Source organism: Chryseobacterium pennae (genome assembly GCF_003385515.1).
GTDB classification, from domain to species: domain Bacteria; phylum Bacteroidota; class Bacteroidia; order Flavobacteriales; family Weeksellaceae; genus Chryseobacterium; species Chryseobacterium pennae.
In genome coordinates, this window is record NZ_QNVT01000023.1 from 12,791 (window position 1) to 31,250 (window position 18,460).

Genomic DNA, 18,460 nt, shown 5'->3' on the forward strand with positions numbered 1-18,460 from the left:
AATCTATTTCAGTCTGCCAAAGAAAAATTGTATAAAACCGACATGTGAATTATAATTCAATAAAGTTGACCGCCATTTTATTTTTTGTTTTAGCATATTGCCCCGGAGTTAATCCCACATTTTTTTTAAATTCTCGGATCAGATGGGACTGGTCGGAATACCCTGCATAATAAGAAAGCAAAGTCATATTTTCATTAGTCATTCCTTGATTTATAAGACTTAGGAAATAATGAAGCCGGATAATATTACTGTATTTTTTAGGAGATAGTCCCATAGAATCTTCAAATTTCCGTTCCAGATGACGTTCAGAGTATCCAGTGAATTTTTCCAGATCTTTTGAGGGAACAACACCTTTATGCTGAAGGATATATTGCTGAACAGCAGCTATTAAATGGTAATCGGGGCCAACTTCCTCAAATAAAAATTTCATAAAGAAGGCATTCAGATCAGCAATAAGGGTCAAAGGATCTGTTTTATAAAAAAGTTTTTCCTGAAAAGGCTGGAACTTATCTTTCAATACATCTTCAACAGAAATAATTTGGTTTCTGACCTCTTTTGCAGAAGTTTTCAGGAGAATATTTAAAAAGTAAGGTTGAAAAACGACGGCTATGAATGAAAATGTACCTTTTGAATAAAAATCTTTATAGTTGTTCAAACTTCCGTAAAAAAATGAAAGGGGCATTTGGTCTCCGGAAAGATGAGAATACAGATGCATATTAGCAGATAAAATCAATCCGGTACTGCCATCAGTAAATAACCTGACGTTCTTGATATCCTTTTCATTGCTTTCCAAAAAGAGATAATGCCGGATGAAGGGTGCCAGATATTTTGGAGGTGAAATCTGCATATTCAAATGTACGTAAAATTTTTGCCACAGAATGCTGATAATATGGAAGAAAATGAAACAAATTAGAATGTATTATTGTCAAGGATTCATAAGATTTTTTTAGCCACGGATACATGAATAAAATCATAATGTATTCTAAGATGTATGTAAATTATATCTTGTTAAATTTACAAAAGATTCATCTCTTTTTATCACAGCAAATATTCTGTATATAAGTTTACAGGATACAGCATTAATAAAAGTCTGCGGAACTCTTGCTGAGAATCTTTGATTTTCTTGCGCCTTAAAATAGGCATATTGTTTAAAATCTTTGCGACCTTGCGTTTTCCAACAATTACAAAAAAGTTGTAAGTATATGTTAAACTTAAGCACAGGTACCACATTTTTATCCCATTTGGTCGGGTATTTGAATGTTTTAACAGATATGATTCTATTTTCTATAGAACTCTTTACTATTCAACCAATCACTTAAAATATAATACGATGTCAACACACAATTTAACCCATCTCGAAGCGATTAAAAAGATCAAAGAACTGTCAGAAAATGCTAAAATATGCATGTTCTGTACAGAACTGGAAACGGTACCTGTCAATTCCCGACCTATGACCTTGCAGGAGACAGATGACAGCGGAAACCTCTGGTTTATCAGCAGTGGAACCAGCAATAAGAATTTTGAAATAAAAGAAGACCGGAGAGTACAGTTGTTTTTCATGAACAATAAAGACGCTCAGTATCTTTCAGTATATGGAAAGGCTTCTGTTTATAAAGATAAACAAACAATAGAAGAAAAATGGTCACCTCTTGCAAAAGCCTGGTTTGACGGAAAAGATGACCCTAATGTTACCATTATCCGTGTAGAACCTAAAGAAACCTATTACTGGGATACCAAAGCTGGAAAACTGGTAAGCCTCTTTAGTTTTGTGGCTTCAGCAATAACAGGCCATAAAACTAATAATGCTGATGGTGTAGAAGGAAATGCTATAATTTAATACCATAAAAAACGGCCCAGTAAATTGGGCCGTTTATACAATATTAATAATGCTAATTTTTCACATCTTCTATAGAGGCTCCAAAATTAATATGAAGAACGTTTCCGCCAGGTGTTACCAAAGCAGGTACAGACTTCACCCCTGCTTTTTCGGCCTCTTCAATTTTATTTTTTTCATTACCCAAGTGGATAATTTCAACATTTTCTAACCCTATAAGGCTGATAATATCATGTTCTACACTGATACATACAGGACATCCTGCATGATAAAAAATGGATTTTTTCATAAGATTGTATTAATTAATAAGGGTTTTCATAATATTTTTTAATTCTTCTGTTTCCTTTTCATGTAAAGGTTTTAAAGGACTTCTCAAATTCCCGCCATCTTCGCCCAGAATATTCAGACCAGATTTCACAGCTCTTGGCAATCCTTTGCTGACAATAAATTTTAAAAGATCGAACTGTTGATAGAAAATAGTTTTTGCTTTCTCAAGATTACCCTCTTCAACCGCATTATAAAGACTGATAGTAAGCTCTGGAATAAGATTGGGTGCGGCAGTACACCAGCCTCTTGCACCAGCAGAAAATGCAGCCAAAGCCAAAGGGTTTGAACCGTTATAAAAAGCCACGTCCTCTCCCAGTTCTCTTCTCAGATAATGCATTCTCTGAATATCTCCCGTACTTTCTTTAATCATGGTTACATTAGGAATTTCAAGCAGTCTTTTCAAAAGAGATGGAGACATGTCTACTCCACTTGTTGCCGGATTATTGTAAGCCATAATCGGGATAGAAATCTTACGGGCAACAGCATCATAATGTGTTACAATTTCATCATCTGTAAGTTTCCAGTAACTCATAGGAATAATCATCACTGCATCAGCTCCTGCATTCTCCGCAAATTGAGCATGATGAACCGTTTTCTCTGTGGTAAGATTGGAAACCCCTACAAGAGTCGGGATTCTTCCTTTTACCTGTTGTAACGTCGCTTCTGTAACCTCTTCCTTTTCTTCATCAGACAGATAGGGCATTACCCCTGTACTTCCCAATGGAGCAATACCGTGGCTTCCTGAAGTAATCAGTCTTTCTACCAAGCGTTTGAAAAGAGGAATATCTACTTTTTCATTTTCATCAAAAGGTGTTATGGGATAAGCTATAATCCCTTTAAATGGCACATTTTTCATGTTTTGTTTGTTTAAAAATTAAAAATAATTAACCATTAAGAGAGGTTTAAGTCTAGGTAAAATTTCACTTTGAAAAAAAATCATATCCGTGGTCAGTAAAATCGGCAAAGATGGTCTCTTAATGGTTTAAATCATTGGGGGTTAAAGATCCCTGCCTTCTTCTTCTCTCAGCGCAACTCCTAAGTTTTGCAGTTGAGGGGCATTCTCACAGGCAATATATTTTGCAGGTTCCGTATCGCTCAGGTTTTGGTGCTTATGCCATGCCCATGAGGGAATATAAACGGCATCTCCGGCTTCCCAATGTACTTTTTCATCTTCCACTTCTGTCCAGCCCTTTCCTTCAATGACGAATAGAACAGTTTCATACGTATGTCGGTGTCTGTTCGTTTGCTGTCCGGGAATTAAGCCACCTATTGTCATACTTACATTTTTACTTGGAAGATCTACAAAGAAAACCGGATGTTTTCTTTCTGTTGAAAACTGATTATGCTCTCCTGCATTTTCTACATTTTTATGAATTAAATGGCCAGGCTTTACATACTTTGGTCTTGCATATGTTTCGTGAAAGTCTTTTGAACTGAACTCTTTTTTGTCCATAATTTTAAAATTTTAAAGTTCTGTGCTTTATTGCATGACAAAATTATTCTATATTTGGACTGTTTAAATGATTCAGTTTTTACATAAATAGATAGTCCAGATGCTACGACCTTGGAAATTAGAATTTGAAATTGATAAAAAGCTTGATAAAGCAGTTTATTTACAAATTGCAGATACCCTTATTGGAGATATCCGTTCAGGAAGGCTGAAGCCCGGTGATGCCCTTCCAGGCAGCAGAAATCTGGCAATGATGCTGAAAATTAATAGAAATACGGTAGTGGAAGCTTATCAGGTTTTACTCAATGAAGAATGGGTAATTTCTAAAGAAAGAAAAGGCATCTTTGTTTCAGAACAGCTTCCTGCTTTGCATGAAAAAAGGATACGAAGAGCTTCTGATGCTTTGGATCATCCCACAACTGTTCAAGGTGTTATGATTAATTTCGATGATGGTCATCCAGACAGCAAAATAGCTCCTGTTACCGAACTGGCAAGAGCTTATCGACAGATCTTCGGAATCAAAGCCAAATGGCAGATGATGGGATACGGAGATGAGCATGGAGAGATAGAATTCAGAAAAATGATTTCCCAGATGCTGAACCATCGACGGGGCATGCAGATTAATGAACATGAAATATCCATTACAAGAGGAAGCCAGATGGCAATGTTTCTGACAGCTCAGAGTCTTTTAACTGCCGGGGGCTGCGTTATTGTAGAAGATCCGGGTTATCAGCCGGCATGGCAGGCTTTTGAGTACGCAGGAGCAAAGCTTCTGCCTGTGCCTGTAGATGAAAACGGTATTCATGTAGAGGTTATAGAAAAGCTTTTAACCCAGCATAAGAATATCAAAGCCATTTATATCACTCCTCACAGGCAGTATCCTACAATGGTTACTTTAAGCTTATCAAGACGACTAAAACTGATTGAGCTTGCTAATCAACATAATATTACCATTATCGAAGATGATTATGATAATGAATTTCATTTCGGATATCGCCCTATCCTGCCTATTTCAAGCTTTCCTGAACTCAATAATTATGTCTATGTAGGAACCTTAAGTAAGGTGGTAGCTCCGGCATTAAGGATTGGCTATCTGGCAACTAAGAACCTGGATTTACTGCAAAAAATAGGAAGCTTAAGAAAAATTATTGATGTACATGGAGATGTTATCATGGAACAGGCCGTTTTGCAGCTCATCAAAGAAGGAGCGGTAAAGAAACACATCAGAAAAGCAACAGCTCACTATAAAAATAAAAGAGATTTTGTATATGGTCTTTTAACTAAATATATGAAAGTGGTTGCCCATTTTACTCTACCTGAAGGCGGATTGGCATTTTGGATTATTCCAAAAGAAACATTAGATTGGGATAAAGTGACGGCATTGCTATTGGAAAAAAACATCAAGATCATTCATCCAAAACAATACAGCAGGAATTATATCAATGGGTTCAGATTAAGCTATGGTTCAGTCTCAGAAGAACAGCTGGAACAAAGCATACCGATTATAGCTGAAATCTTTAAACAGTTTTCTTAATAGAAGTTCTCGCAGATCCTGCAAATAATACGGATCTTATTCTCCTGCTTTATAATTTCATGATGATTTTCTCCATAATCATCTGTGAAATCTGTGGAAAAAAACTTAGAAATCAACAAGATCTGCGAGATAAAAAACAAATAGCGCAAATACATAAATCTGCGCTATAAACTTTGCTATATTTTTATTCACATCATCTGTGAAATCCATGAAATCTGCGGGAAAATAACTACTCTACTTCAAAAACAGCCTGAATCTCCACCGAAGAATTCACAGGAATAGAAGAAGCTCCAAATGTTGCTCTCGCGTGCTTTCCTTTATCACCAAAAACCTCAGCTGTAAGGTTAGAAGCTATGTTCATCAGATCCGCATGTTGGGTATAATCATCTTTTGTATTGAAGATGCCGGTAAGCTGTACACATTGTTTTACTCTACCCAGATCACCGCCTACAGCTTCGTTAAGAACAGACAGAACATTCAGCATAGTAGCTTTGGTAGCTTCTTTTACCTGTTGTTCGGTAACATCTACCCCTAACTTTCCTGGATTTAAGATCTTTCCGTCTTTTAAAGCAACCTGATTGATGAAAACAAGGTTTCCGGAACGTACAAAGGGCTGGTAGCTTCCTGCAGGTTTGGGAACTTGTGGAAGAACAATATTCTTTTGTTTTAAAATTTCATTAAAACTCTGGTGATTTTCAACGATGGAAGTTGTTTTTTTCGGACGGGTATCTTTCAACGCCAATGATACTTTTGCAAAATTTCTCCCCTGAAGTTCAGCCAGAGTTCTCTCTCCTTTGGTAGGGCGTTCAACATCTTTCAGAGAAGCCATTGTGGTAATTCCCAATACTGAATTTCCTTGTGGAATAGCTTTATTAAGCTCTTCAGTTCCGCGGATACCATTAGAAACTAAAATCATTCCATGCACGGCAAGGCTGTTCCAGAAGGCCTGAAGAGCCAATTCTTTTCCTGCCCCGCTTCCTGCAGACATAAAAACGCTTGCAGGAACTCCTTCTAAAGCATGATTGGTCCAAAGCGGAACGGTTTTAGATAAAAACTCACTCATGCCAGTACTGATATTTCCGAAATAAACTGGTGATCCGAAAGCAATTCCATCATAGTTAGGAAGTTCATCTATGGTTGCAACAGGAAGGCTCTTTAAGCTTGGATTCTGTGATGGCTTTACCAGTTTGATATAAGAAGTTGCGTTGTTCTCACTCTCAATGCCCTTGGCGATTTCCTTTGCAAGTTCATAAGTTCCACCGTTATCTGAATGGATAAGAACCAATATTTTAGCTTTATTCTGTGCCATAATCTGTGTGGTGTTAAATAGTAAAATTAAAATAAAAAAAGAACATATTTTTTTCATTCTGAAGAGTATATAAATTAATAATACAAAATTAATAATGGCGTTTTTATTAAATTTGCCAAAAAATATATACAAAACGACAGTATGAAATGCGGCCTGATTGAAAAAACAGAGAGCCAGTTTGTAGACACCATTGGAAAAGAAGCATATGTTTGGTGTGAAAAAGACTGGAAACATGATGATTATGAGCATGTTCACAATCGTGCTCAGTTAACTTTTGTGGAAGATGGCTATCAGTATTTTCATATTGATCAGAAAATCTACCTTGTTCCACAGCATCATGTAATCTGGATTCCTTCCGGAAGAGCTCATAAAATTACTTCCGAAGCAAAAACGGTTAATCTAATGGCTTTTTTATTTAAATCGGTGTTCGAAGAAGAGTTCTATCAGAATGTCCACGTATTTGCGGTTCCTCTTGTTTTAAAAGAAATGTTGCTTTATGCTTCAAAATGGAACCAATCATTGGTTGAAAATGAAGAGCAGGATGTTTTCTTTAAAGCAATTCTGAGAAGTCTTCCTAACTTTTGTAAAGAAAGTAATGGTTTGGAAATTCCTATACCCAAAGACACCAGACTGATTCCTGTATGTAATGATATCAATTCCAATTTTAAATATAACCTGGATATTGATGCTCTCGCGGCTAAGGCTCAGATGTCAGTTCGAAGTCTGCAGAGAATTTTTAAGAATGAAACAGGAATTACCCTGCAAAAATACCTTCAGCTGACCCGGATTTTAAAAAGTATTGAGTTAATTGATACGCAACAGTTTACTTTAAGTGAAGTAGCATATAAAGTAGGCTATCAAAGTCTTTCTGCATTTACCTCATCGTATTTTGCTGTGATGAAAGCAAAGCCTAAAGTGCCAAAAAGCTAAAGGTTTTATATTGCTGATTCTGCTTCAGTTTTTAAAAGAAAAATTTATTTTAAAATTAAAAGCCTGTTGAGCTCACTTTTAAAGCATCCTAAAATAAACTCTGTATAATAAAGCTGGGCATTCAGAGCTTGAGTTTTGGGATGTAGTTCCAGCTTTTTAGTAAGAATGATCTCTCCTTTATAGGAAAATGAGAAATAGGCAAAGATTTTATAGGATGAGTTGCGGATTGGGGTACAATAGCCCGTTGTAGAAATAGACCAGTCAGATTCAAAAAGATTAGCTACCTGTAATGCCATGGTTTTTGCAACATTTTCCGAAACGCATTCGCATTCCTCAGCCTCTTTCTTGTTTACTTTTAATAATCTTACTTTTTCTGGTAAAGTATAGGTAGTCATTCCACCTTTGTATAGTAAAGAAGCATTAGGCATTTGTGAAAAAGCCAGTTGTAAACATCCTGATGTTACACTTTCAGCGACAGAAATGGTTTCATCTGCCGTCATCAAGCAATGGCTTATATAGTCGAGAAGATTTTTTTGAAATTCCATAACATTATTATTTAAAAAATTTGATTAGGGTTTCTGCACATTTATTTTTAAAGGTCATGGAGATAAAAATTACTTTTGGCTAGCTACCATCAACAATTTCAGGATCTATAAAGGTAAAAAGTGCTCTTTTATAATAAATATATTGAAGAGGATTGGTGTGAAGGTGTTTTTATAGGTAATTAAAAGAAACACTGTTTATTTCTTACCATGTTCCAGCATATTAAGCAGTTTATTAATAGATTCTTCTTCTTTCAATACTTTATAATAAGCAGTTTTGGCATATAAAGTAAAGGATGGATTGTCAATTCTTATTTCAGTATCCATATCAGAAATAACTATTACATTTCTAATATGAAATTCACGGATATGCAGAATATATTCTTTTATATAGTTATCAATAGTATTTTTTAATATTTCACATTTTGCATTTTTTTTCACCTTTTCTAAAGACTTAATCAGAAAGGCTGTCACTCCATATGAATTGATAATACTCGGAAATAAAGACTCATTTTCAATCGCATTATTTTTATCATTCAGTTCAGAATGCTGTAAAGTGTCATTTTCAAATACCATATATAAAAAGTTATTAGTTGTTAGAATTGGTTATTGTTTCTGAGTTTTAGGATGCCTTTGTTCGTAGGAGCTTTAGAAAACTGATCAATCAAATGTACGTCCGAATAACTCACTTTTTTATGACTTGAATCATGTTATGGAATATTAATATAGAATTTTTCTGTCTTTAAAGAGGATATCCCCACCCTGTTCCATTTTTTTTAAGGTACGGATCACTGTTTCTACACGCAACCCTGTAAGATTGGCAAGCTGCTGCCTCGTAAACTCTATAGTAAAACAATGAGTGCAGTCACCGTCATGATAGCTTTTTAGGTAATTCAAAAGTCCTTTCAGACGCTGTATCGGATTTTGAGCAGACATACTTTGCATCATAATGAGTTTAAAATAAACCTGCTGTGAAAAACAGGCATTCATTTCAAGAGAAAGATTAGGGTGTTTCTTTATCATTTCTATAAAATGATCTTTGGGCAATCTTATAATTTCAGAACCTTCCAGACATACAGCATTCATGGGATAAGGATACGTCTGATCCAAAAAGAGAAGTGGATCTCCGAAACTTTGATTTTTTCCTAAAATATTATGAATGAATTCCTTTCCGTCTTCATTATAATTATTAAGCTTTACTTTCCCTTTAACGATCTGGAAGTAATACTGTGCATGATCTCCTTCTTTAAAAATCATTTCCTTTTTTTTATAGACTCTGTCTTCTCCTCCAAAAGAATAAAGAAGATCTTCATCAATATTCATGCAGCTTATTGTTTTCATATTGTCATATAAATTTTAGTGGAAAATTGCGAAAAGCTATATCATTAATACAATATTTTACGATTCTCAATTCTGACTATCTTAGCCTTTTCCATGTGTTTGATTGTTCTAATAGCAGTTTCTACGCAAAGACCTGTAAGGCTGGCCATCTGCTGCCTCGTTAATGGAATCATAAAAGAATAGGGACTTTCATCATCCTGAAAACTCTTAAGGTAATCCATTAATCCTTTCAGTCTGATGGCTGGATTTTGAGAAGAGATATTGAGCATCATAACAAATTTATAATAAAGCCGTTGTGATAAAAAACTGCTTACTTCCATACATAGCTTGGGAGACTGATTCAATAGACTAAAAAATGCAGATTTATGAAGCCGCAAAATGCTACAGTCTGTAACTGCTTCCGCATTCATAGGGTAAGGTTTCTCTATAAAAAGAATAGATTCTCCACAACTTTGTCCCTCTGATAAAAAATTCTGTATAAATTCTTTTCCCTCTTCATTATAATTGTTGAGCTTTACTTCTCCACTAATGATCTGATAATAATAATTGGGAGTATCTCCTTCACAGAAAATATTTTCCGTAGACTTATATTCTCTTATTTCAGCTCCCGCTGATTGTAAAATGCTTTCGTCAATAACCATAATTACTTTTTTAAATATTGCTTTCTCCTTCTTTCAGTCTTAGTAAAAATATCATTAGGAATTGATGACAAATAAATGCAAAAATCAAACCTTAATTATTGTTATTAATGTTAAACAAAGTTAAATATATTAATCAATATTTAAATAATACCTTTTATTAATTATCCTATTTATATTAATTGGTGTTTTTTTTATTAAATTACAATATGTGTATTTTTATGAATTTAAAACCCCATTTTCATAAAGGTGAAAATGGGGTTTTAACTCTATATATTGTAATGTTATGGATTAACATAGACTGTTTTGAAACAGCTGTTTATATCGATAATGTATTTTATTTTTAATTATTTCGCAAACTTTTTAGTTCCTACCACACATAAGATTACTCCTACAGTAATTCCCAACATTCCGATACTTACCTGCTCGTGAAGAAGATAAGCTGCCAAAGCAAGCCCGAAAAACGGTTGTAATAACTGAAGTTGTCCTACCGTAGTAATTCCACCCTGAGCTAATCCTTTATACCAGAATATAAACCCAATGAACATGCTGAACAGGGAAATATAGCCCAGTCCAAACCATCCTTTGAAACTTATCGTTTCAATATTAGAGGGAAAATAAATAAAGAATAAAGGAAGCATAACCGGTAAAGATAAAACGAGTGCCCAAGAAATCACCTGCCATCCGCCCAGTGTTTTAGAAAGCTTAGCCCCTTCTGCATATCCCATTCCACAAAGGATGATAGCCAGAAGCATCAGGACATCTCCAATTGGAGAAGCTGAGATTCCCTGAGAAAAAGCATATCCAACCACTAAAAGGCTTCCGATTACAGAAAAAATCCAGAATACCGGATGTGGTTTTTCTCCACCCCGGAACACCCCAAAAATAGCAGTAGCTAAAGGAAGCATTCCTAAAAATACAATAGAATGGGCAGAGGTAAGATATTGCAATGCCAGTGAAGAAAGCAACGGAAATCCTATTACACAGCCTATAGCTACAAGAGCCAGAGAAAATAACTGATTTTTTGCAGGACGTTTTTCTTTATATATCAGCAATACTGAAAGAGCCAGAACTCCGGCAATTACAGCACGTGCAATAGTAGCAAATATAGGACTCATTTCCATCACTGCGAGCTTGGTCGCCGGCATAGAGCCGCTAAAAAGCAATACTCCTATAAAACCATTAATCCAGCCACTTACAGCCTGGTCTTTTGAAATTGTATCTGTCATCATTTTGAAAAGTTTTAATTATTAGGCAAAATTAAATAGGATAATTAAACAAACACAGTATCAGTTTTGTATATTTGCATGAGTACAGTTGAAAAAAGATGAGTAAAGAATTTTTATATACAGAAATTGCAGATGGCATTGCTTCTCAGATCAGAAACGGTGTATTAAAGGCGGGTGACAAACTTCCTTCCGTAAGAATGTTATGCAGTGAGCATCAGGTGAGCATGAATACGGCAAAACGTGTTTTCCTTGAGCTGGAATCTCTGTCTCTGGTAGAATCTAAGCCACAATCCGGTTATTTTGTAAGTCAACTATTGTCTGCGAAGCTTCCATTACCTGAAGTGAGCCGTCCTTCTTTAATTGCCAATAATGACGAACCTGATGAACTGATCAGTAAAGTCTATGAAAATATGGGAAAAAAGGATATCACGTTCTTTTCCATTGGAATTCCATCCGGAGATCTTCTCCCGCAGGCTAAACTGAAAAAAGAAATTGTACATGCCATCAGAGAATTAAAAGAAGGCGGAACGGAGTATGAAGAACTTCAGGGAAATCTGAAACTCAGAAGAATGATTGCTGTCCGTTCCCTGCAATGGGGCGGAAATCTTAATGAAAATGATATAGTGACGACCAATGGCGGGATGAATGCCTTGTCCTTCTGTTTAATGGCATTGGGAAAACCCGGTGACACCATTGCGATTGAAAGTCCGTGTTATCCAGGAATTTTGCAGTTGGCTAACGGACTAGGGCTAAAAGTTCTGGAACTTCCCACTCACCCCACTACAGGTATAGAAATTGATGCTTTAAAGAAATCAATTCCGAAAATTGATCTCTGCCTGTTGATTCCTAATTTCAATTCTCCCCTGGGAAGCTGTATGCCTGATGAAAATAAAAAAGAGATTGTAAAAATTCTGTCAGAAAATAACATCCCGTTAATTGAGGATGATGTGTATGGAGATCTTTATTTTGGATCCAGTCGTCCAAAATGCTGTAAATCCTTTGATAAGGATGGAAATGTACTCTACTGCAACTCCATTTCAAAAACATTGGCTCCCGGATACCGTGTAGGCTGGATTGCTCCCGGAAAATACAAGGACAAGATCTTAAAGCTTAAACTTTTACATTCCACCTCCTCTATTTCGATAGTCAATGAAGCGGTGGCTAATTTCATGAAATCCGGCAGGTATGAAAAGCATCTGCAACAGCTGAGAAAAACGCTGCAGAGTAATTATCAGAATTATGTACAAACCATAGCGGAATCTTTTCCGGAAGGAACCAAAACCAGCCGTCCACAGGGAGGTTTATCTTTATGGGTAGAATTCGATAAGAAAATTCGGACTACAGAACTTTATGATCTTGCCATTAAGCAGAATATAAGCATAGCACCTGGCCGAATGTTTACCTTTCAGGAGCAGTTTGAAAACTGTATGAGGCTTTGCTTTGGACTTCCATGGTCAGAAGATACGCAAGCTAAACTCAGACAGGTTGGGCAATTAGCCAAAAGGATTTATTTGAAGTAAGGAAGAAGGAGGCTGGAAGATGGAAGTTATTGAAGCGTGAAGGTATTCTTATTGTTAATTATAAAATGCTACAACAATAGCTGTTAAAGTCATTTTATGTTCAATATAACTTCCAACCTCCCTCTTCCAGCTTCCAGCCTTTTTTTATTTATTATCCGGAACGAAGTTTTTCCTTGCCAACTCTTTCCTTACACGGCTTAAACTTTCGGGAGTAATACCAAGATAAGAAGCAATCATCCATTGAGGAACTCTGAGAAGTAAATCCGGATACATTTTAATGAATTTCATATATCTTTCTTCTGCAGTCTCCCCTAATAACGAATTGATTCTGTTTTGAAGACTTCTGATATGCTTCTGAAGCAGAAAATCACTGCGTTCAATACTGTTCGGGAATTGTTCTACTAATTTGTTGAAGAAATCAGGATGCAGAAACAAAACTTCTGAATCTTCTACCGCTTCAATATAATAATTGGATTTTTCATTGAAATAAAGGCTGCTTCGGTCAGAGATCAGCCAGCTTTCAGGGGCAAACTGTATAATGTGTTCTTTTCCGTTCTTATCAATGGAATACATTTTCAACAATCCTTTCTCTACAAAGAATATATGTCTGCATATTTCGCCATACTGAAGAAGAAACTGGTTCTTAGGAATCTTCTTCACTTCATAATGCAGGCTGCAGGTGTTCACACTTTGAAGAGGAACATTTAAAACTTTGGCTAAATAATTATTAATATTCTTCATTATACGATCTGGCTTAAAGAAATGTCCTGGTGCGAAGCGCTGTTAACGGGCTTTCCGTTTTCAATAACAATCAGCTGCGGACTCTCATGTCTTATTTCGAAATCCTCAGCTATTTTATTGGAAAGAGGTCGGTGAGCCAATAGATCAAGGTAATAGACTTCTACCTCCTGATCTGCATTTTCAATCTCCTTTTCAAAATTCTTCAATACAGTCTTGCTGATAAAGCAGCTTGTTGAATGTTTGAATATCGCTATTCTATGTTGATAAGAACTTTCAATGGCTTTTTCCAGGTCTTCTTCAGACTTTATATTTTTCCAGAAAGATTTTTGATCAGAGGCTTGATTATTTCCACCGAATATTTTGTCAAAAAAACTCATACATTAAATTGTTTTAAGTGATGATTAAGATGTTTATACTCTAAAAATTCCCAATCTTTTTCAGTCATTTTCCCGAATAATCTGTGGCTGTCCGGCAGTTTTCTGTTGTCACAGAATTCCCGGAATTCCTCCAGTGTTTTCAGCAGATTGGTTTTTGATTCATCAAAATCACACTCAAAATTAACGATTAGTTTTTGAAAAGTAGGCATGTTTCTGGGAATTCCGTTATTGAAAACATACATTTCCAGTTTTGTAACGGTTCCTATTGTCTCAAACAGAAGATTAATGCGGGGAAGTTCAATTTTCCGCAAGGCAACCTGAAGAACTAGGTCACAGTGCGTTAGCATCTGGCAGACATCCATTTTTCCCCATCTTCTTTGGCTGTCGGCAGATAATCTGGAAATTCTGTCTGTAATTTCCTTAAAGTATATTGGATTGTTCAGGTATTTTTTTACCAACCTTTTTCTTTCTTCAGATTTTCAATATGCGTAAAATGATGGTTACAATGCCAGACGTACAATGCAAGATTATCTCTTAAATTGTAATTCCTGTTATGTTCAGGATGGTGAAAAGTTCTTTCAAACTGTTTATTGGTAAGACTTTTAAGGAGTGTCGTCCATCGTTGGTGTGTTCCTTTTATCATTCTCATTGCCGGTTTTACAGGCATATGAATGCTGTCCTGAAGTTCAGCCCATTTAGCTTCATCATAAGGTTTTATGGTTGGATTATCTTCAGTAAGAGCTAGCTTAAAACGGATAAAACTGTTGGCGTGGCTGTCAGCAATATGATTAACAAGCTGTCTTACAGTCCACCCTCCTTCTCTGTAAGGCGTATCAAATTGTTCGTCTGTAAAATGTTCAATGAGGTTCTTCAATTTTCCGGGAAAGTCTTTAATGGCTTTAATATAGGTATCTAAAGTAGTATCACAGATGTTTTCCGGTGCTTCAAACGGTCCTATTGGAAATTTTTTGTTCTCAAGCTCACTCATTGTTCAGGTTTTTAACTTTTAATTATTGTTGAATTGCCCTTAATTTGGTTTTGGACAAAACTTTATCTGGTTCTGTAAATTTATTAAAATTCAAGAAACCTGAATATGAAAAAAATGTTAATTGTAATGATTATTTATGAAAAATAAAAAAGCTCCAAATTTATATCATTGGAGCTTCTTATTTTAATTTATTGTTTAGTAACCATGAAGATCAATTCCCTCTGTTCTTTCTAAGGTTACTTTTTTACCCATTTTCTTTTGAATGACCCTGAAGTGCTGCAGTTCATCATCTGTCAGAATATTAATAGCAGTTCCTTTTTCGTTGGCACGCCCTGTTCTACCGATACGGTGAATGTAATCCAAAGGCGAACGTGGTAATTCATAATTAATAACACAAGGCAGATAATCGATATGAATTCCACGGCCAATTAAGTCTGTAGCCACCAGGATTTGCGCTCCATTAGATTTAAATTCCTCCAGATTATTTCTTCGGGCACCTTGAGATTTCTGACTGTGAATAGCTACAGCTTTGATTTTATTCTTCTTAAGCTTTTCCACCAAATTATCAGCAGCTCTCGTAGACGAAACAAATATCAATGCTTTCTCAACTTTCTTTTCTTTAATTAAATATCTTAAAAAAGGTCCTTTGTTTTCTGGAGAAACATGATAAGCGAATTGCTCGATATTATCAATTTCAACTTCCTCTTTTTTAATTTCAATAATCGTAGGATTAATAGATAAACGTTCTTTCATTTCAGCCACTTTATCATTTAAAGTCGCCGAAAATAAAGTAGTTTGTTTCACTACAGGCATTAAAGCAAAAAGCTTATTCATTTCTTCACCAAAACCTAACTGAAACATTTTATCTGCTTCATCAATTACCAAATGTTGAATTCCTGAAATACTCAAAGCATTATGATCTATTAAATCCAATAAACGTCCTGGTGTTGCGATAAGAACTTCCACACCAAACATTCCTTTCATCTGTGGATTGATAGAAACACCACCATAAACGGCCATGGTACGTATTTCACGCTTCAGATTTTCTGTAAAAGCCCTGAAAACATCATCAATCTGAATCGCTAATTCACGCGTAGGAACCAATACTAAAACCTGAACATTACGATCTTTTTTAGCTTCTGTGTTCTGTAATTTTTCTAAAATAGGCATTACAAAACAAGCTGTTTTCCCGGAACCTGTCTGTGCAATTCCCATCAGATCTTTCCCTTCCAGAATAACAGGTACCGCCTGTTCCTGAATAGGAAAAGGTTTTAAGTATCCTAACTTTTTGACAGAACGAATAATATTGTGTGATAATCCTAACGATTCAAATGACATAAAAACTATTTATTTGCTGCAAAGATACGCTAAAAGGCTGGATGATGAGTGACAGAAAAAGGAAGTAATAATGATCGTAAAAAAATAAAGTTCCTCTATTAAAAGCTATTTTATAGTGACAGCTAGTAGTTGGAACACTAAAAGTAAGTTCCAGCTTCCCTCCTTTATTTTTTTTGCCGATTTGTCCGATAATTAATTTTTGGACAAGTTTTTGCGGGGTAGTTTTGTAAATTTATCAAAAATTCGAGAAATCAAAATATGAAAAAAGCATTAATAATCGTCGATGTACAGAATGACTTTTGTGAAGGCGGAGCATTGGCCGTACCGGGAGCTAATGAAATTATTCCTTATATCAATCTTCTGATGGAAGAAAATGAATATGACCAGATCATTTTAACTCAGGACTGGCATCCTGCAGGACATAAAAGTTTTGCAAGCAGCAACGGACGTGAAGTAGGAGAAAGTATTATTCTTAATAGTGTTCCTCAGTTTATGTGGCCGGATCACTGTGTACAGGGAACTTTCGGGGCAGAATTCCATAAAGATCTAAACCAAAGTAAAGTTACTCATATTATACAGAAAGGAAAGAATATTGAAATTGACAGTTATAGTGGCTTCCAGGATAATAATCACTTCATGAAAACCGGATTGGATGATTTCCTGAAATACCATGATATTCAGTTAGTGGAAATCGTAGGATTAGCAATGGATTATTGTGTGAAATTCACAGCTCAGGATGCTGTAACAAATGGATATATCACTTGTCTTCACTTTAACGGAACCAAAGCTGTAAATGTAAAGCCGGATAATGGAAGAGACGCTATTTATGAAATGATTGAGAAAGGAGTAACCATACTGGGATAAAATAATAATGATATACCAAAATGTATCAAAAAAATAAAACAGCATCAATGGTGATGCTGTTTTATTTTTTTGGATATTAATATTACGCCCGATTCAATAGGGTTAATTCTGACAGAAAATCTTTAGGGTCCATATTTCCAACTGCAAATTCATGTTCCAGCAGTTTAATTTTTTCGGTTCTGGTATAAGGACGATTATAGATTGTTGCCAATATACTTTCTTCATCATGATGAGGATCAGGAAGATGTTTTAAATCCCGAAAAGCATTATAATATCTGATACCCAATAACCTTTGTGACAAAGCATTAAAATGGATGCTGTCAACATTGGCTGTAAGTCCTTTTGCAGTAACAAAATAACAGTTTGCATGAGTTGTCGCAAATTCTTCCAATGTGTGATTAATTAAAGGATATGAAGCAAAATACTGCCCAAAGATCCCATTGGATAGAAAGTCTCCTAAACCACCTATTATAAGAGGAACTTCCGGAATATTTAATTCCTGACGTAACCTTTCTATTATCACAGAAAATTTTTCAACGTATCTCTCAGCTTTTTCAGGCGAACAGTCGTTTTCGCCCTGATGCCACAGGATGCCAGCAATCCGGCTTGTTCGTTGGGCAAGTTTGGCTTGTGAAATTGCATTTTCAAACAAAGCACCATCTACGGCCCAATCATCAAGGCTGGTTCCTCCGTCAGCACATGGAATTAATCCTATCTCATCCTGCTGGTTATCCAGCCTCCAGGACGCTGCAAATGAAGCTGCAAGCCCTATACCAGCACTGGGACGGTCGAAATTAATAGGTTCGGACATGATTTGCCATAGTCCGTTTCTCTGCATTTTAATATGTTCATCATAGATAGGCAGGACTTCTTTACTATATCCCCGGCCAGCCATATTTGACTGACCTATCATTAAAAATGAATGTATCATATTTTATTTAATTGTATACCAATACTTCTACTGAATGAATACCAGGCCAGTCTTTTTACTTCATTTTGAGCAATATCTCCGGACCTTAACGCAGCAATCGTTGCCGTGATCACACTGGTGAAAAGAATTCTTATCCAGGGTAATGGAAACTGGTCATCTATCATCTGCTGTTTTTGTAATTCCTGAAGGGTGTTAAATAATTGATTTCTTTTTTTTAAATAGGCAGCACTCTGTTTACTTTCATAAGCTGTTGAAGAGGATTTACCATAGCCATTCAGTTTAATGAGAAAAGCATACTTTGTTCCACTGTCAATTCCTGCATATAATAAATGTTCAAGCTGTACTAAAGGATCTTCTGAGCTGTCACAAGCTTTAATAGCTGCCTGCTCCCATGCCTCCACCATATTCTTATGAGATGCTTCCAACAGTTCATTTCGGCTTTTAAAATATCGGTGAAGTGTCCTTCTGTTAATACCACAGCTTACTGCAATATCCTCCAATGTTGCCGAAAAATTCTCATTTAAAACTGATATCGCCGCATCAATAATTTTTTGCTGAGTATTCATA

The 18,460-nt window shown here is 35.7% G+C and carries 22 protein-coding genes; 5 read left to right on the forward strand and 17 right to left on the reverse strand.

The genetic code is table 11. The annotated features are described in order from the left end of the window. Positions 1-49: 49 nt before the first annotated feature. Complete coding sequence (locus tag DRF65_RS19990; protein ID WP_115972516.1) at positions 50-847, reverse strand: helix-turn-helix domain-containing protein; 798 nt, start codon at positions 845-847, stop codon at positions 50-52. Between the two features lie 483 nt (positions 848-1,330). Here DRF65_RS19990 and DRF65_RS19995 point away from each other — a divergent pair, with 483 nt between their 5' ends. Beyond that, entirely contained in the window at positions 1,331-1,837 is a 507-nt protein-coding gene (locus DRF65_RS19995) for a pyridoxamine 5'-phosphate oxidase family protein (RefSeq protein WP_115972517.1), read from the forward strand. Positions 1,838-1,889: 52 nt separating this feature from the next. Here the strand turns inward: DRF65_RS19995 and DRF65_RS20000 are convergent, their stop codons facing one another. From DRF65_RS20000 to DRF65_RS20010, 3 genes are all read right to left on the reverse strand, one after another. Next, entirely contained in the window at positions 1,890-2,123 is a 234-nt protein-coding gene (locus tag DRF65_RS20000) for a thioredoxin family protein (RefSeq protein WP_115972518.1), read from the reverse strand. A 9-nt stretch (positions 2,124-2,132) separates the two neighbouring features. After that, a complete protein-coding gene (locus tag DRF65_RS20005; RefSeq protein WP_115972519.1) occupies positions 2,133-3,017 on the reverse strand; it encodes a dihydrodipicolinate synthase family protein in 885 nt (294 codons plus the stop codon). 141 nt (positions 3,018-3,158) lie between these two features. Next, positions 3,159-3,614 carry a cupin domain-containing protein gene (locus DRF65_RS20010; protein ID WP_115972520.1) on the reverse strand — a complete coding sequence of 152 codons (456 nt, stop codon included), beginning with the start codon at positions 3,612-3,614 and terminating at the stop codon, positions 3,159-3,161. A 100-nt stretch (positions 3,615-3,714) separates the two neighbouring features. On the opposite strand from DRF65_RS20010, the gene pdxR reads away from it, so the two are divergent. Continuing rightward, positions 3,715-5,145 (forward strand): MocR-like pyridoxine biosynthesis transcription factor PdxR, encoded by a 1,431-nt coding sequence (pdxR, locus tag DRF65_RS20015; protein ID WP_115972521.1) that lies wholly within the window; start codon positions 3,715-3,717, stop codon positions 5,143-5,145. Positions 5,146-5,374: 229 nt separating this feature from the next. On the opposite strand, the gene DRF65_RS20020 is transcribed toward pdxR, so the two are convergent. Beyond that, positions 5,375-6,511, reverse strand: coding sequence for an Atu1372/SO_1960 family protein (locus tag DRF65_RS20020; RefSeq protein WP_115972522.1), 1,137 nt, complete (start codon positions 6,509-6,511; stop codon positions 5,375-5,377). An 84-nt stretch (positions 6,512-6,595) separates the two neighbouring features. On the opposite strand from DRF65_RS20020, the gene DRF65_RS20025 reads away from it, so the two are divergent. Further along, positions 6,596-7,384: an AraC family transcriptional regulator gene (locus DRF65_RS20025; RefSeq protein ID WP_228438825.1), complete on the forward strand. Its 789-nt coding sequence runs from the start codon at positions 6,596-6,598 to the stop codon at positions 7,382-7,384. Positions 7,385-7,428: 44 nt separating this feature from the next. Here the strand turns inward: DRF65_RS20025 and DRF65_RS20030 are convergent, their stop codons facing one another. The 5 genes from DRF65_RS20030 to DRF65_RS20050 form a co-directional block, all read right to left on the reverse strand. Next, complete coding sequence (locus DRF65_RS20030) at positions 7,429-7,929, reverse strand: CinA family protein (RefSeq protein WP_115972524.1); 501 nt, start codon at positions 7,927-7,929, stop codon at positions 7,429-7,431. A 195-nt stretch (positions 7,930-8,124) separates the two neighbouring features. Beyond that, complete coding sequence (locus tag DRF65_RS20035) at positions 8,125-8,502, reverse strand: hypothetical protein (RefSeq protein WP_115972525.1); 378 nt, start codon at positions 8,500-8,502, stop codon at positions 8,125-8,127. A gap of 144 nt (positions 8,503-8,646) precedes the next feature. After that, positions 8,647-9,267 carry a Crp/Fnr family transcriptional regulator gene (locus DRF65_RS20040; protein WP_228438827.1) on the reverse strand — a complete coding sequence of 207 codons (621 nt, stop codon included), beginning with the start codon at positions 9,265-9,267 and terminating at the stop codon, positions 8,647-8,649. A 44-nt stretch (positions 9,268-9,311) separates the two neighbouring features. Further along, positions 9,312-9,908 carry a Crp/Fnr family transcriptional regulator gene (locus tag DRF65_RS20045; protein ID WP_115972526.1) on the reverse strand — a complete coding sequence of 199 codons (597 nt, stop codon included), beginning with the start codon at positions 9,906-9,908 and terminating at the stop codon, positions 9,312-9,314. 344 nt (positions 9,909-10,252) lie between these two features. Further along, on the reverse strand, positions 10,253-11,137 hold the full coding sequence (locus tag DRF65_RS20050; RefSeq protein ID WP_115972527.1) for a DMT family transporter: 885 nt from the start codon (positions 11,135-11,137) through the stop codon (positions 10,253-10,255). Positions 11,138-11,232: 95 nt separating this feature from the next. Here DRF65_RS20050 and DRF65_RS20055 point away from each other — a divergent pair, with 95 nt between their 5' ends. Next, on the forward strand, positions 11,233-12,654 hold the full coding sequence (locus DRF65_RS20055) for an aminotransferase-like domain-containing protein (protein ID WP_115972528.1): 1,422 nt from the start codon (positions 11,233-11,235) through the stop codon (positions 12,652-12,654). 144 nt (positions 12,655-12,798) lie between these two features. On the opposite strand, the gene DRF65_RS20060 is transcribed toward DRF65_RS20055, so the two are convergent. From DRF65_RS20060 to DRF65_RS20080, 5 genes are all read right to left on the reverse strand, one after another. Then, a complete protein-coding gene (locus DRF65_RS20060; RefSeq protein WP_066693650.1) occupies positions 12,799-13,395 on the reverse strand; it encodes a Crp/Fnr family transcriptional regulator in 597 nt (198 codons plus the stop codon). Then, positions 13,395-13,772, reverse strand: coding sequence for a bacillithiol system redox-active protein YtxJ (ytxJ, locus tag DRF65_RS20065; RefSeq protein WP_115972529.1), 378 nt, complete (start codon positions 13,770-13,772; stop codon positions 13,395-13,397). Before ytxJ ends, DRF65_RS20060 begins: the two co-directional genes overlap by 1 nt. Continuing rightward, positions 13,769-14,230: a DUF1569 domain-containing protein gene (locus DRF65_RS20070; RefSeq protein WP_228438830.1), complete on the reverse strand. Its 462-nt coding sequence runs from the start codon at positions 14,228-14,230 to the stop codon at positions 13,769-13,771. Before DRF65_RS20070 ends, ytxJ begins: the two co-directional genes overlap by 4 nt. After that, entirely contained in the window at positions 14,224-14,760 is a 537-nt protein-coding gene (locus DRF65_RS20075) for a YfiT family bacillithiol transferase (protein WP_115972530.1), read from the reverse strand. The genes DRF65_RS20070 and DRF65_RS20075 overlap by 7 nt, the downstream gene beginning before the upstream one ends. Positions 14,761-14,955: 195 nt before the next feature. Next, positions 14,956-16,098, reverse strand: coding sequence for a DEAD/DEAH box helicase (locus DRF65_RS20080; protein ID WP_115972531.1), 1,143 nt, complete (start codon positions 16,096-16,098; stop codon positions 14,956-14,958). A 258-nt stretch (positions 16,099-16,356) separates the two neighbouring features. Between DRF65_RS20080 and pncA the strand changes: the two genes are divergently transcribed. Then, on the forward strand, positions 16,357-16,962 hold the full coding sequence (pncA, locus tag DRF65_RS20085; RefSeq protein ID WP_115972532.1) for a bifunctional nicotinamidase/pyrazinamidase: 606 nt from the start codon (positions 16,357-16,359) through the stop codon (positions 16,960-16,962). Between the two features lie 82 nt (positions 16,963-17,044). Here the strand turns inward: pncA and DRF65_RS20090 are convergent, their stop codons facing one another. Together DRF65_RS20090 and DRF65_RS20095 are read right to left on the reverse strand one after the other, a co-directional pair. Further along, positions 17,045-17,893, reverse strand: a complete 849-nt coding sequence (locus DRF65_RS20090; RefSeq protein ID WP_115972533.1) for a sialate O-acetylesterase — start codon at positions 17,891-17,893, stop codon at positions 17,045-17,047. Continuing rightward, entirely contained in the window at positions 17,890-18,459 is a 570-nt protein-coding gene (locus DRF65_RS20095; protein WP_115972534.1) for a TetR/AcrR family transcriptional regulator, read from the reverse strand. Before DRF65_RS20095 ends, DRF65_RS20090 begins: the two co-directional genes overlap by 4 nt. Position 18,460: the final 1 nt, after the last annotated feature.